Source organism: Prescottella sp. GW823-FHT02E09, assembly GCF_058797375.1.
Genome location: NZ_JBXAJP010000001.1, coordinates 126346 through 139967, shown reverse-complemented (window position 1 = coordinate 139967; position 13622 = coordinate 126346). Strand labels below are relative to the sequence as shown.

The 13622-nt window shown below is 67.8% G+C and carries 12 protein-coding genes and 1 pseudogene; 9 read left to right on the top strand and 4 right to left on the bottom strand.

Annotated features, from left to right (window positions below; all coding sequences use genetic code 11):
• Window positions 1-78: 78 nt before the first annotated feature.
• From AC1RIF_RS00660 to AC1RIF_RS00645, 4 genes are read right to left on the bottom strand one after another with little or no spacing between them, the layout of a single operon-like run.
• Complete coding sequence (locus tag AC1RIF_RS00660; RefSeq protein WP_492599450.1) at window positions 79-495, bottom strand: carboxymuconolactone decarboxylase family protein; 417 nt, start codon at window positions 493-495, stop codon at window positions 79-81.
• On the bottom strand, window positions 492-1391 hold the full coding sequence (locus AC1RIF_RS00655; protein WP_492599449.1) for an NAD(P)-dependent oxidoreductase: 900 nt from the start codon (window positions 1389-1391) through the stop codon (window positions 492-494). The genes AC1RIF_RS00660 and AC1RIF_RS00655 overlap by 4 nt, the downstream gene beginning before the upstream one ends.
• Window positions 1388-2137 carry an SDR family oxidoreductase gene (locus AC1RIF_RS00650; RefSeq protein WP_492599448.1) on the bottom strand — a complete coding sequence of 250 codons (750 nt, stop codon included), beginning with the start codon at window positions 2135-2137 and terminating at the stop codon, window positions 1388-1390. Before AC1RIF_RS00650 ends, AC1RIF_RS00655 begins: the two co-directional genes overlap by 4 nt.
• 27 nt (window positions 2138-2164) lie before the next feature.
• Window positions 2165-3637, bottom strand: a complete 1473-nt coding sequence (locus AC1RIF_RS00645) for an aldehyde dehydrogenase (protein ID WP_492599447.1) — start codon at window positions 3635-3637, stop codon at window positions 2165-2167.
• A gap of 95 nt (window positions 3638-3732) precedes the next feature.
• On the opposite strand from AC1RIF_RS00645, the gene AC1RIF_RS00640 reads away from it, so the two are divergent.
• From AC1RIF_RS00640 to AC1RIF_RS00600, 9 genes and pseudogenes are all read left to right on the top strand, one after another.
• Window positions 3733-4293, top strand: coding sequence for a TetR/AcrR family transcriptional regulator (locus AC1RIF_RS00640; protein WP_492600103.1), 561 nt, complete (start codon window positions 3733-3735; stop codon window positions 4291-4293).
• 4 nt (window positions 4294-4297) lie between these two features.
• A complete protein-coding gene (locus AC1RIF_RS00635) occupies window positions 4298-5524 on the top strand; it encodes a cytochrome P450 (RefSeq protein ID WP_492599446.1) in 1227 nt (408 codons plus the stop codon).
• Entirely contained in the window at window positions 5517-6302 is a 786-nt protein-coding gene (locus tag AC1RIF_RS00630; protein ID WP_492599445.1) for an SDR family oxidoreductase, read from the top strand. The genes AC1RIF_RS00635 and AC1RIF_RS00630 overlap by 8 nt, the downstream gene beginning before the upstream one ends.
• A complete protein-coding gene (gene cyp51 / locus AC1RIF_RS00625) occupies window positions 6299-7666 on the top strand; it encodes a lanosterol 14-alpha demethylase (protein WP_492599444.1) in 1368 nt (455 codons plus the stop codon). The genes AC1RIF_RS00630 and cyp51 overlap by 4 nt, the downstream gene beginning before the upstream one ends.
• Entirely contained in the window at window positions 7666-7887 is a 222-nt protein-coding gene (locus AC1RIF_RS00620) for a ferredoxin (protein WP_492599443.1), read from the top strand. The genes cyp51 and AC1RIF_RS00620 overlap by 1 nt, the downstream gene beginning before the upstream one ends.
• Before the next feature lie 3 nt (window positions 7888-7890).
• Window positions 7891-8442 (top strand): nuclear transport factor 2 family protein, encoded by a 552-nt coding sequence (locus AC1RIF_RS00615; protein WP_492599442.1) that lies wholly within the window; start codon window positions 7891-7893, stop codon window positions 8440-8442.
• A complete protein-coding gene (locus AC1RIF_RS00610) occupies window positions 8436-9695 on the top strand; it encodes a hypothetical protein (RefSeq protein WP_492599441.1) in 1260 nt (419 codons plus the stop codon). The genes AC1RIF_RS00615 and AC1RIF_RS00610 overlap by 7 nt, the downstream gene beginning before the upstream one ends.
• A 27-nt stretch (window positions 9696-9722) precedes the next feature.
• Window positions 9723-11336, top strand: a complete 1614-nt coding sequence (locus AC1RIF_RS00605; protein WP_492599440.1) for an acyl-CoA synthetase — start codon at window positions 9723-9725, stop codon at window positions 11334-11336.
• Window positions 11337-11713: 377 nt separating this feature from the next.
• Window positions 11714-13622 (top strand): annotated as a pseudogene (locus tag AC1RIF_RS00600) (hypothetical protein); the annotation flags it as partial.

The window sequence follows — 13622 nt, the reverse complement described above, 5'->3', positions numbered from 1 at the left end:
TCGACGCGCAACGGGGTAGAACGTGTTCTATAAATCAGTATCCGCGCCTCGGACGGTCGACGTGCCCGAATCGCCGGACTATCCGTCCCGCTGCTTCTCCGCCGCGCCCGCTGCCTTCCTCCGATCGGCCTTGACCGAGATCAACGCGTTGTTCAGCCCGGTGCCGAGGGGCCAGCCCACGTAGTGGCAGAGGAAGATCGCGGCCTCCTCGACCTGGTGCTCGGTCAGCTCCTCGTTGCCCAGCGCGGCGTTGATCTGGATCTTCGCGACATCGGTCTGGCCCTGCGCAGCGATCGCACCGAGCAGCAGCAGGCGCCGGTCGCGCACGCTCAGCCCGGGGCGGGTCCAGATGTCGGCGAACAGGTGGTCCGCGGTGACGGCGAAGAAGTCGCCGGGCACGTCCGCGGGCATCTCCCACCCGTACACCTGGTTCATCATCGCGACGCCACGCGCCCGTCGTTCGGACGTGGCGGCATCGCCGTTCTCGTGTGTCATACGTTTTCCTTCCGGTGGGCCGACTGATCGGCGACGGGTCCGGTACCGACGCCCAGCCCGGTGCCGAGCTCGGTGAGGGCCCGGGTGGCGAGGGGGAGATCGACGTCGAACCGGTCGCCAAGATCGAGGGCCAGCGCGAGGTCCTTCTCCCCGAGATTGCGGACGTGGGACAGGATCGAGAACCACGGATCGTCGTCCGCGACCGACGCGGTCGTATCGCGCAGCATGATCGCCCCCGCACCGCCGGTGATCGCGTCGGTGTGCCGGACGACCTTGCCCAGTTTGCGGATGTCGATGCCGGCGGCCTCGGCGAGCCGCTGGGCCTCGCAGGCCGCGGTGAACGAGACGAAGTGAAGCAGATTGCGCGCCAGCTTCATCCGGGTTCCCGCACCGACCGGCCCCGCGTGGATCACCAGCTCGGCGAAGTACCCGAACGGCTCTCGCACGGCCTCGAAGGCCTCGTCGCTGCCACCGACCATCACGGCCAGCCGCCCCTGCTGCGCGCCGGGCGCCCCGCCGCTGACGGGCGCGTCGATCAGGTCGACCCCCTTGGCCCGGCAGGTCGCGGCCAGCTCGGTCGCCGTCGCGTCGCTGATCGTCGAGTGCACCGCGATCACCGTGCCGGGCCGCGCCGTGGACAGGATGCCGTCCGACCCGGCCACGACGTCGCGGACCTGGGCGTCGTCGAGCACGGTCACCGAGATCACCGACGTGCGGTCCGCGACCTCGGCCGGTGTCGACACCGACGTCGCCCCCGCCTTCGTGAACGGCTCGACGGCCTCGGGACGCGCGTCGCACACGACCAGCGTGCCCGGCCGCTCGAGCAGCCTGGTGGCCATCGGGGCGCCCATGTTCCCCAGACCGATGTAGCCGACCGCGCGGATTGGTTCGCTCACGACCGGATCACCTGCCCGCCGTCCACGTTGAAGATCTGGCCGGTGATCCATCCCGCCTCGTCGGAGAGCAGGAACAGGCACATGCCGACGAGGTCGTCGGGGGTGCCCATGCGCTGCAGCGGAATCCGCTTGACCATGTCCGCGACGATGTTGCCGGGGGTCACGGTGCGGGTGGCCTCGGTGTCGATCGGCCCCGGCGCGATCGCGTTGATCCGGATGTTCGACCAGCCCACCTCGAATGCCAACTGCTGCGTGAGACCGTTGATGCCGACCTTCGCCAGCCCGTAGAAGTTGGAGTACACCCAGGCGGCGGTGGACGACTGGTTGACGATGGAGCCGCCGCTCGCCCGCATGTGCGGTACCACCGCGCGGCACACGTTGAGTGCGCCGTCCATGTTCACGCTCATGAACTTCTTGTAGTAGTCCCACGGCACCGTCAGCAGCGAGTCGAGCTTCATGCCGCCGTAGATCGCGGCGTTGTTGACCAGGTGGTCGATCCGGCCGAACTTCCCGATCGTGAACGACGCCAGCTCGAGAGCCGAATCCGGCTCGGCCACATCGACTTCCTTGAAGACGGCCGATCCGCCGTCCGAGGTGATCTGTTTGGCGACGGTCTCGCCGAGCTCGAGGTTGAGGTCGGCGACGACCACGTCGGCGCCCTCGGCTGCGAGCGCGCGGGCGTAGCTCTCGCCGATGCCCTGCGCGGCGCCGGTGACGATGACGGTGCGTCCGTCGAAGCGTCCCATGTGCTTGTCTCCTGTCGTCGAATTCGGCTAGGTGGTGGCGGGTTCCGCGACGAGCTTGGTCTCGAGGTACTCCTCGAACCCGGCGACGCCCATCTCGCGTCCGATGCCGGACTGCTTGTAGCCGCCGAACGGAGCGTCGGCCGCGTACCAGACGCCGCCGTTGACGGCGAGGGTGCCGGTCCGCACGCCCGCGACCACGTGGCGGACGCGGTCCGGGTCGCTGCCCCATACGGACCCGGACAGCCCGTACGGGGAATCGTTCGCGATGCGGATCGCGTCGTCGTCGCCGTCGTGGGGGAGGATCACCAGGACCGGCCCGAAGATCTCCTCCTGCGCCACCCGGGAACTGTTGTCCAGACCGGAGATCAGGGTGGGCTCGACGAAGAATCCGCGCTCGTGCTCGGTGGGCCGGCCGCCGCCGACGACGATCGTCCCGCCCTCCTCGACGGCGAGCTTCAGGTAGCTCTCCACACGGGCGCGCTGGCGCGCGGAGATCAGTGGTCCGCAGACGGTTCCGCGCTCGTTCGGGTCGCCGGGACGGATCCCCGACATGGTGCGGGCGGTGGCGGCGACGGCGTCGTCGTAGCTCTCCCGCGGCACCAGCAGGCGCGTGGTGATCGCACAGCCCTGTCCCGCGTGGGTGCAGACGGTGAACGCGGCGATCGCACAGGCGGTGGCGAGGTCGGCGTCGTCGAGGACGATGAACGCCGACTTGCCGCCCAGTTCGAGGAACACCTTCTTGAGGGTCTCCGACGCCGCGGCCATGACCGCCTTGCCGGTGGCCGTGGATCCGGTGAACGAGATCAGGTCGACGCGTGGGTCGCGGGAGAGCTGGGCGCCGAGCTGGTGGTCGGTGGACGTGACGACGTTGACCACGCCCGCGGGGATGTCGGTCTCCTCTGCGATGACCTTGCCGATCAACGCCGCACACCACGGGGTGTCGGGCGCGGGCTTGAGAACCACGGTGTTGCCCGCGGCCAGCGCCGGACCGATCTTCGCGAAGTTGATCTGGTGCGGGAAGTTCCACGGAGTGATCGCGCCGACGACGCCGACCGCCTCCCTGAGGACGCGGCGGTGGGTGCGGATGCCCATGGGGGACGCCACGCCGAGATCGGTCTCCCACGCATACGACTCGGCCAGGTCGGCGAAGTACTCCAGGTCGGCGATCGGGCCCTCGAGCTGCGGTCCGGTGGTGAGCATCGCGGGCGCGCCGACCTCGGCGATCGTGATCTCGCGCAGTTCCTCGATGTGCGACTGCAGGGCGTCGCGCAGCTGCCGCAGGCAGCGGGCGCGGAAGGCGTGGTCCCGGGACCACGTGGTGTCGTCGAACGCGCGTCGTGCCGCGGCGACGGCCGCGTCCATGTCGGCGGCGGTGCCCTCGGCTGCGTGTCCCACGACCTCTTCGGTCGCGGGATCGATCACCTCGAACACGCCGCCCGAGCCGGGGACGAGTTTGCCGTCGATCAGAAGAGCTGAACTGTCGGTCGGGCGAAGCGTCATCTCGTGGCCTCTCCAAGTCTGTTCGGAATCCGACTGGACATGTGTCTGGACCGTAGTCCGCAAGCGTAGTAATGTCCAGACACGTGTCCAGTGAAGTGCACTTCGAATCGACACGCCGTCGCCTCAGCGAACGGCAGGCCGATACTGTCGACCGCCTCACCACATCGGCGGTCGCGGTGCTGCACGACGAGGGATTCGCGGGGCTGACCGTCCGCGCGGTGGCGTCGAAGGCAGGGGTGGCACCGGCCACGGCCTACACCTACTTCTCGTCGAAGGAACACCTTGTGGCGGAGGTGTTCTGGCGACGGCTGGCGGCAGCCCCCGAGCCGGATCCGGTGGTGGGCGGCCGCGCCGACCGGGTGGCCGCCGTGTTGCGCGACATCGCGCTGCTCATGGTCGACGAACCCGCGCTCGCCGGCGCCGTCACCAGTGCGCTGCTCGGGCGCGACCCCGACGTCGAGCACCTGCGGACCCGGATCGGCGTCGAGATCAGGCGGCGTCTCGCAGGGGCGCTGGGACCGGACTCCGATCCGAATGTGGTGGAGACGCTCGAAATGCTCTACTCCGGCGCACTCGTGCACGCCGGCATGGGATACGGCTCCTACCAACGACTTGCCGATCGACTCGAAACTTCCGTCAAGCTGATTCTGGAGTGACCCGATGACCTCAGCGCCCCCGTCCGGAACGTCGCTCGACCCGGTGACGTTCAACCCGTACGACTACGACTTCCACGACGACCCGTATCCGGTCTACACCCGACTGCGGGACGAGCACCCGCTGTACCGCAACGCCGACATGTCCTTCTGGGCGCTGTCGCGACACGCCGATGTGATGGCTGGTTTCCGTGACAGCAAACGTCTTTCGAGCGCGAACGGTGTCTCGCTGGATCCGGCCGCATACGGCCCGCACGCGCACCGGACGATGTCGTTCCTCGCCATGGACGATCCGCGGCACATGCGGATGCGGCAGCTCGTCTCGCGGGGGTTCACGCCGCGGCGCGTTGCCGAACTCGAGGGCCGGATAACAGAACTCACGCGGCAGTACCTCGAGCCCGCGCTCGACGCCGGCGAGTTCGACTGGATCTCCGAGTTCGCCGGCAAGCTGCCGATGGACGTGATCTCGGAGCTGATGGGCGTGCCGGACGCGGACCGCGCCGAACTACGACGGCTCGCCGACCTGGTGGTCCATCGTGAGGACGGTGTCCTCGACATTCCGCCCGCCGCCATCGAGTCGTCGATCACACTGATCACCTACTACGTCGAGATGCTCGCGCAGCGGCGCCGGAACCGGACCGAGGACCTCACGTCGGCGCTCATCGACGCGGAGATCGACGGCGACAAGCTCACCGACGAGGAGATCATCGGGTTCATGTTCCTGATGGTGGTCGCCGGCAACGAGACCACTACCAAGCTCCTCGGCAACGCGCTGTACTGGGGGGCGCGTCACGCGGACCAGGCGGGGGCGGTGTTACGCGATCGGACCCTCGCCCCGCAGTGGGTCGAGGAGACGCTGCGCTACGACACCTCCAGTCAGATCCTCGCCCGCACCGCGGCCGTCGACCTCGAATACCACGGGCAGACCATCCCGGCGGGTGACCGCGTCCTGCTGCTCGTCGGATCCGCCAACCGGGATTCCCGGGCATTCGAGGACGCCGACGAGTTCCGCATCTCCCGGGACAGCAGCAACAAGCTCGCCAGCTTCGGCAGCGGCACCCATTTCTGCCTGGGTGCGCATCTTGCGCGGCTCGAGGCCAACATCGCGCTGGCCGAGTTCGCCGACCGCGTCGAGGAGTTCGAGGTCGACGAGTCCCGCTCGGTCCGAGTTCATTCCACCAACGTTCGAGGTTTCGCTTCTCTTCCCATGAAAGTGAAGGTGCGCAGTGCCTAGATTCGAACCCCATCCGGACCGGCGGCCGGCGCTCATCGCGGGCGCGTCGTCGGGCATCGGGACCGCAACCGCCTACGCCCTCGCCGAACTCGGCCATCCGGTGGCGCTCGGTGCTCGCCGCACCGAACAGTGCGAGGAGATCGCCGACAAGATCCGCAGCAACGGCGGGGAGGCCGTCGCGCTGCATCTCGACGTCACCGACACCGCGTCGGTGGACCGATTCGTCACCGGCGCAGAGGAGCGACTGGGACCCGCCGAGATCGTGCTGTCCGGCGCCGGCGATCTGGTGTTCTCGGAGGCCCACGAGATGGACCCGGACAGCTTTCTCGCGCAGGTGAACGTCCACCTCGTCGGTGCCCAGCGGCTGGTGAACCGGGTGCTACCCGGGATGATCGCGCGTCGTCGCGGCGACTTCGTCCTGATCGGCTCCGACTGCGCCGACATGCCGCGGCCGTGGATGGGCGCCTACAACGCCGCCAAGACGGGCCTCGAGGCGATGGGGCGACAGATGCGAATGGAGCTCGAGGGCACCGGGGTTCGCGCGTCGATCGTGCGCCCCGGCCCGACACTGACCGGGATGGGGATGGACTCCACGCCCGAGGTCGTCGGTCCGATGCTCGAGGCCTGGTCCGCCTGGGGCTTCGCCCGGCATCCCTACTTCCTGCGGGCCTCCGACATCGCGGCGGCCGTCGTCGCGGTCGTGTCGACCCCGCGTGGCGCCCACATGGTGCTCGTCGAGGTCCAGCCCGAGGCACCCCTGCGGAAGGACGACGAATGACCACCATCGTCGAACCCCGGCGCGTGTCCGGGGGCGAACACGAACACGGCCACCTCGAGGAACTGCGCACCGACCCGATCGCGCTGATGCGGCGGGTACGCGAGGAATGCGGGGACGTCGGGTCGTTCCGTCTCGCCGACCGCAACGTCGTGCTGCTGTCGGGCGCGGAGGCCAACGAGTTCTTCTTCCGCTCCTCGGACGAGGAACTGGACCAGCAGGCCGCGTACCCGTTCATGAAGCCGATCTTCGGTGAGGGTGTGGTGTTCGACGCCAGCCCCGAGCGGCGGAAGGAGATGCTGCACAATTCGGCGCTGCGCGGCGAGCAGATGAAGGGGCACGCCGCGACGATCTCGCACGAGGTCGCGCGGATGGTCGAAGCATGGGACGACGAGGGCGAGATCGACCTGCTCGAGTTCTTCGCGGAGCTGACCATCTACACGTCCTCGGCGTGCCTGATCGGCAAGAAGTTCCGCGACCAGCTCGACGAACGGTTCGCGCAGCTCTACCACGAGCTCGAGCAGGGCACCGATGCGATCGCGTTCGTCGATCCGTACGCGCCCATCGACAGCTTCCGTCGACGCGACGAGGCGCGGCTCGCCCTGGTGGCGCTCGTGCAGGAGATCATGGCGGACCGGATCGCGAATCCTCCACGCGGCAAGGAGGATCGGGACATGCTCGACGTGCTCGTCTCGATCAAGGACGAGAACGGCAAGGAGCGCTTCGGCGCCGACGAGATCACCGGCATCTTCATCTCGATGATGTTCGCCGGCCATCACACGACGTCCGGGACTGCGGCGTGGACGCTGATCGAACTGCTCCGCCATCCGGACTTCATGCAGAAGGTCACGGCCGAGCTGGACGGCCTGTACGGCGACGGCTCCGACATCACGTTCGCCGGGCTGCGGCAGATCCCGATCCTCGAATCGGTACTCAAGGAGACCCTGCGGCTTCATCCGCCGCTGATCCTGCTGCTGCGGGTGGCACGCGGCGACTTCGAGGTGGCGGGGCACCGCATCGCCGAGGGCGATCTGGTCGCGGCGACGCCGGCGATCTCGAACAGGATCCCGGAGGACTTCCCGAACCCCGACACCTTCGATCCCGGACGCTACATCGACCCCAACCAGGAGGACATCGTCAATCGGTGGACCTGGATCCCGTTCGGGGCCGGCCGCCATCGCTGCGTCGGCGCCGCCTTCGCGCTGATGCAGCTGAAGGCGATCTTCTCGATCCTGTTGCAGGACTTCGAGTTCGAGATGGCTCAACCGGCCGACAGCTACCGCAACGACCACAGCAAGATGGTCGTCCAGCTCGAGCAGCCGTGCCGTGTGCGCTATCGCAGGCGGACGCGGGGAAGCGAGGGGTGATGAGGGTCGAAGTGGACCTGGACCTGTGCCAGGGGCATGCGATGTGCGAGCTCGAGGCCCCCGACATCTTCAGCGTGCCCAAGCGCGGCCAGGTCGAGATCGCCGTCGGCGAGATCCCCGACGGCATGCGCGCGGACGTCGAACGGGCAGTGCAGTACTGCCCGACTGCCGCGCTCCGGCTCGTGAACGAACCCAGTGCCCACACCACGGAAGGTGATTGAGAGATGACCCAGTTCGATCGCGCCGAACTCGACGAGATGGTCCAGCGATGGATCGAGGAGAACAAGCGCTGCGAGGCCAACGGTGACTGGAAACCGTTGGCGCAGATGTACACCGAGGACGCCACCTACGGCTGGAACTACGGCCCGCAGCAGGACTTCATGGCCGTCGGCCGCGACGAGATCCGCGACCTGGCGCTGGGACAGGAGATGCTCGGTCTCGAGGGCTGGCAGTACCCGTACCAGCAGTTCGTGATCGACGACCGCACCGGTGACGTCATCGGACTGTGGAAGCAGGTCGCCGACCGCACGCGTGACGACGGCAGCCACTACCAGGTCCACGGCATCGGCGGCAGCTGGTTCCGCTACGGCGGCAACTTCCAGTGGGAGTGGCAGCGCGACTTCTTCGACTTCGGCAACGTGTCGGCGCTGTTCGTCGAGATGATCACGAACAACGCGCTGTCCGACGGCATGTCCGCGCGCATCCAGCGGTCGGTCTCGGGGGAGAGGCTGCCCGGCTGGTTCCCGGCCGGCAAGTCCCCGGTGGAACTGTGGTGACCGAGAGCCGCGCGCGATCGTCGTTCGAGGCGCTGTCCCGCGCGGACCTCGCGGTGCTCGTCCCGGAGCTGCTGCTGTGCGGGCAGTTGATCGACCGCTCCGGGATGGCCCATCTGATCGTCGCGTTCGGGCGGGAGGGGATGACCGAGGTCGCCATCGAGGAGTGGCAGGCGTCGAGCCCCTGGTACACGCAGCGCATGCAGCGGGCCCTGAACTACGAGGGCGACAGCGTCGAGACCATCTTCAAGGGACTGCAGCTCGACATCGGGGCGCCGCCGCAGTTCATGGACTTCCGATTCCGCGTCGACGACCACGATCACGGCGAGTTCTGGCTCGACCACTGCGGCGCGCTCATGGACGTCGAACCGATGGGTGACGCGTTCGTCACCTCGATGTGTCACGACATCGAGGACCCGACGTTCGACGCGACCGCCCTCGCGACGAACGCCCACGCACAGGTCCGGCCCATCCACCGTCCGCCGCGCGTGCCCGCCGACCGGCATCCGCACTGCGCGTGGACCGTCACGATCGACCCGTCGCACGTGCCGCCGGTCGTGCAGCCGCACACCGAGGCCATCGGACGGACGGCAGCCGTCGCGACGGAGCTGACGCCCATCGACCCGGGCGACGACGGCCGGGCCGACTACGCGGGCCCGCTGCTGTCGGACGTGCGGTTCGCCGACTTCTCCCGGTCGGCGCTGGTGCGGATCGCCGAGGAGGTGTCCCTGCAGCACCACCTGCTGGCGCTCGGCTTCCTCCTCGGGGTTCGCAAGCGCACCGACGAGGAGGCCGCGCGAATCATCACTCGCAAACAGCTCACCGGCATCGCCGGTCTGGCAGCCGAACGAATCCGGGATGCGCTGGGACTGCCCGACGACCTGGAGGGGCTCGCCGCGGTGCTGTCGGTGCACCCGCTGTTCGCGCCGAAACAGTACGTCGACGGCCGGATCGCGTTCGACGGCGGACACCTGCGCATCACGCTCGGACGGCGTGGCCGTGCCGATGCCGACCGGGCCTGGCCGACGCTGATCGACGGCGACCACCTCGAGCCGCTGCAGGCCCTGGTCCGAGGCGTCAACGCGCGCTTCACCGTGCACGTCGTGTCAGAGGACGTCGATGCGCTGGTCGTCGACGTCCGTACCGAGGATGTCCCGGCGAAGGAATGCGACGAGGTAGCCATCACCCGTTTCAGCACCGGAGCGAACTTCGCGTTCGCGGACCGAGGTATCCCACTGCCGCTCACCGTCGTGTGAGCGGACTCCATCGGAAGGACGTCACGCATGGCCCTCAACCTTGCCGACCTGTTCGAGCACGCCGTCGATGCGATGCCGAACCGGACTGCCCTCATCAGCGGCGATCGTGAGCTCACCTACCGCGAACTGGACGAACGGGCCAACCGGCTGGCGCATCATCTGCTGGCCGAGGGGTTCGGCGCCGGCTCCCACATCGGCATCCACCTCCACAACTCGTTGGAGACGATGGAGTCGCTGATCGCGGTGTTCAAGATTCGCGCCGTGCCGGTGAACATCAACTACCGGTACACCCGGGACGAGCTGGCGTACGTGTACGACAACGCCGATCTGGAGGCGGTGATCCACCACCGCGTGTACGGGCCACGGATCGAGGAGGTTCTGCCGGCGCTGCCGGGGATTCGACACACCATCGTCGTCGAGGACGATCAGGGTGGTCTCGGGTTGCCCTGTCGCGGTGTGCAGTACGAGCGTGCGCTCGACGGACGCTCCTCGGTCCGCGACTTCGACGAGCGGCGCAGCGACGACCTGTTCCTGATGTACACCGGCGGCACCACAGGTCGTCCGAAGGGCGTCGTGTGGCACCAGCAGGACATCTGGCGGGTGCTCGGTGGCGGCATCGACTTCTACAGCGGCGAACCGGTCGCCGACGAACACCAGCAGTCCCGGATCGGAACGGCCGGCGAGCCGATGCGCTGGTTCGCGCTGCCACCGTTGATCCACGCCGCTGCGATGATGCCCACGTTCACTGCGATGTTCACCGGCAACACGGTGGTCCTCGATCCCAAGTTCGACGCCCACCGGACGTGGAAGATCGTGGAACAGAGGAACGTTCAGGTTCTCATCATCACCGGAGACGCCATGGGGCGTCCGCTGATCGAGGCGTTCGCCGAATCGACGGCCGACGTCTCCAGCCTCGCGGTGATGGCGTCGGGCGCCGCACTCTTCTCGCCGACCATCAAGGCGGCATTCCTCGACACTTTCCCCAACCTCTTGGTATCCGACTCCGTCGGATCATCCGAAACAGGTTTCGGCGGTATCGGATTCGCGTCGAAGGACGGTCCCGACAGCGGTGGTCCTCGGGTGCAGCCTGGTCGGGCCTCCTTCGTGGTCGACGACAACGGTGACCGCGTCGCACCCGGGTCCGCGGCCCACGGGTGGCTGGCCAAGGGCGGCCATGTACCTGTCGGCTACTACAAGGACCCGGAGAAGAGCGCCGAGATCTTCCGTGTCATCGACGGCGAGCGAGTGGTCGTTACAGATGATCGCGCCAGGGTCGAGGTCGACGGGTCGATAACCCTGCTGGGCAGGGGGAACATGGTCATCAACACCGGCGGCGAGAAGGTCTTCGCGGAGGAGGTCGAGAGCGTCGTCAAGGCCCATCCCGACGTCTACGACGCGATCGTGATCGGGGTGCCCGACGAACGGTGGGGCCACCGGGTGGCCGCGGTGGTGCAGGCCCGGGACGGTGGGAACATCGATTTCGGTGACGTGGAACGGCACACGCGCGACCGGCTGGCCGGCTACAAGATTCCGCGCTCGATCTGGGTCGCCGACCGAGTCGAGCGCACACCGAGTGGAAAACCCGACTATCGGTGGGCGAAGGCGTACGCCGATGCCGCGGAACCCGATCACAGGATCTGAGCGATTCCGTGGCACAGCAACTTTGCCGCTGCGGTGAGGTGACACTCTCGTTCCGAAGGTGAGTTGCGGGGTGAATTCACCACCCCGCACACCCCGGTCTCCGGAGCGAAAATGCCAGATCGGTGGGTGGATTGCGCCGCGTCGGGCGTCGCTGCAACTGGACGAATGACAAGGTGCGGTGCAGATTTCGTAATCGATACCTGTTCGAGATGTTATCGTCGTTGTGCCTATATGCATGTGGCCGGGGGAAAGTTGCTATCCGTTCAATCGGGGGATTGACGGATTCTTGGGGGGCGTCGTTCGTCATTTCTGTCGTCATGCGGTTGGGCTGACTGTCTTTGCATTGCTGTGCATGCCGATCAGGAGGTCGTAAAACGATGTCTACCCACAGGGGCCGGAACATCCGCACGCTGAAAATGAAGAGCCGCATCATGGTCGCCGCAACGGCGGTCGGTGCCCTGACGATCGCCACACCCGCCGTCGGTCATGCAGAGCCGGCGCCCGGCAACGGCATCGGAAGCAGTGCCAACGGTGGCGCGAACGGAGGACTGGCCGGCCTCGGCAGCAGTGCCGGCGGAAACGGCGAGGCCGGCCTCGGGAGCAACGCGGGGCCGGGTGGTGCGAACGGCGGGGTGAATGCCGGCAGTGCGGGCAATCTCGATCTCAACGGCCTCACCCAGCTGGTGCTGGGGAGCCTCGGCAACGTCGGCGCCGGCAGCGCCGCGGGCGGTGACCTGGGTGTCGGCAGCCTCGAAGAAGCTGTGCAGCTCGTGGCCGGACTCGCGGCGGGCAGCCTCGGCAACGTAGGCGCCGGCAGCGCGGGCGACACCGGCAGTGCGGAACTGAATCCGGGCAGCTCGGCCGACCTGGGTGCAGGCAGCGCGGACAGTGGTAGCACGGACTTGAACCTGGGTAGCTTGGCCGATCTCGGCGCCGGTAGCGGTGCAGGCCTCGATCTGGGCAGCCTGAGTGAGCAGGCACTCGGCAGCCTCGAGCTCCCGTCGGGCAGTGAGGGTGGCGCGGGGCTGGACCTGGGCAGCCTGGCGGATCTCGGGACCGGTAGCGCTTCGGGTTCCGATGCGGGCAGCGCCGAAGCTGGTAGCGCGGGCAGTGGCGATGTGGATCTCGGCAGTCTGGCGGAGCTCCTGCTGGGCAGCCTCGGGGCGGGCAGTGACGCCGGTGGCGGTCTGGATGTGGGCAGCTTGGGTGAGCTGGCGCTCGGTAGCCTGGCGCTTCCGTTCGGAAGCTTGGCGTCGGGCAGTGAGGGTGGCGCCGGGCTGGACCTGGGCAGCCTGGCGGACCTCGGTACGGGCAGCGATTTCGGCAGCCTGGATTCCGGGTCCGACGCGGGAAGCGTTGATTCAGGAAGTTCGGGTAGTGGCGAGGTGGATCTGGGAAGCCTCGCCGAGCTTGCTCTCGGGAGTCTCGGTTCGGGTAGCGAGGGCAGCGGTAGCGCCGACCTGAATCTCGGTAGTCTGACCGACCTGGTTGCGGGATCTGCGGATTCGGGTAGTGCCGGCGATGTCGATCTGGGCAGCCTGGGTGAGTTGGCGCTGGGTAGCCTGGCTCTCCCGCTCGGCAGTCTGGCTCTTCCGGCCATGGGCAGTGCCGCGGCTCTGGGGAGCACCGGCGACGCCGGCAGCACGGGAGGAATCGACACCGGTAGTGCAGAGTCCGGAAGTGCTTCCGGTCCCGACCTCGGCAGCCTGGGTGAGTTGACGCCCGGCAGCCTGGCCGGCCTGGGCGCCGGCAGCACCGATTTCGGAAGTGCTGATTCCGGCAGCGGTGCGGACCTGGATCTGGGCAGCCTTGGTGAGTTGGCGCTCGGTAGCCTGGCTCTCCCACTCGGCAGCCTGGCGGCCCCGCTGGGGAGCCTGGCCTCGGGCAGCGAGGGTGGCGCGGGACTTGATCTGGGTAGCTTGGCCGATCTCGACGCGGGCAGCGATTCGGGTAGCGCCGATACCGGGTCTGATTTGGGCAGTGCCGATTCGGGTAGTGCTGCCGGTAGCTCGGGCAGTGGTGATCTCGATCTGGGTAGTCTCGCCGAGCTTGCGCTCGGCAGTCTCGGTTCGGGCAGCGACAGTGGCAGCGCGGACAGTGGCAGCGCTGACCTGAATCTCGGCAGCTTGGCCGACCTCGGAGCCGGTAGTGCCGATTCTGGTAGCGCTGATTCCGGTAGCGGTGCCGATCTGGATCTGGGCAGTCTCGGTGAGTTGGCGCTGGGTAGCCTTGCGCTTCCGTTCGGTAGTTTGGCTCTTCCGGTCCTGGGCAGTGCGGCTGCTCTGG

Coding starts and splice junctions, on each gene's coding strand:
- AC1RIF_RS00660 (WP_492599450.1), bottom strand. CDS start 495: ATGACACACGAGAACGGCGATGCCGCCACGTCCGAACGACGGGCGCGT.
- AC1RIF_RS00620 (WP_492599443.1), top strand. CDS start 7,666: ATGAGGGTCGAAGTGGACCTGGACCTGTGCCAGGGGCATGCGATGTGC.
- AC1RIF_RS00635 (WP_492599446.1), top strand. CDS start 4,298: ATGACCTCAGCGCCCCCGTCCGGAACGTCGCTCGACCCGGTGACGTTC.
- AC1RIF_RS00605 (WP_492599440.1), top strand. CDS start 9,723: ATGGCCCTCAACCTTGCCGACCTGTTCGAGCACGCCGTCGATGCGATG.
- AC1RIF_RS00650 (WP_492599448.1), bottom strand. CDS start 2,137: ATGGGACGCTTCGACGGACGCACCGTCATCGTCACCGGCGCCGCGCAG.
- AC1RIF_RS00645 (WP_492599447.1), bottom strand. CDS start 3,637: ATGACGCTTCGCCCGACCGACAGTTCAGCTCTTCTGATCGACGGCAAA.
- cyp51 (WP_492599444.1), top strand. CDS start 6,299: ATGACCACCATCGTCGAACCCCGGCGCGTGTCCGGGGGCGAACACGAA.
- AC1RIF_RS00615 (WP_492599442.1), top strand. CDS start 7,891: ATGACCCAGTTCGATCGCGCCGAACTCGACGAGATGGTCCAGCGATGG.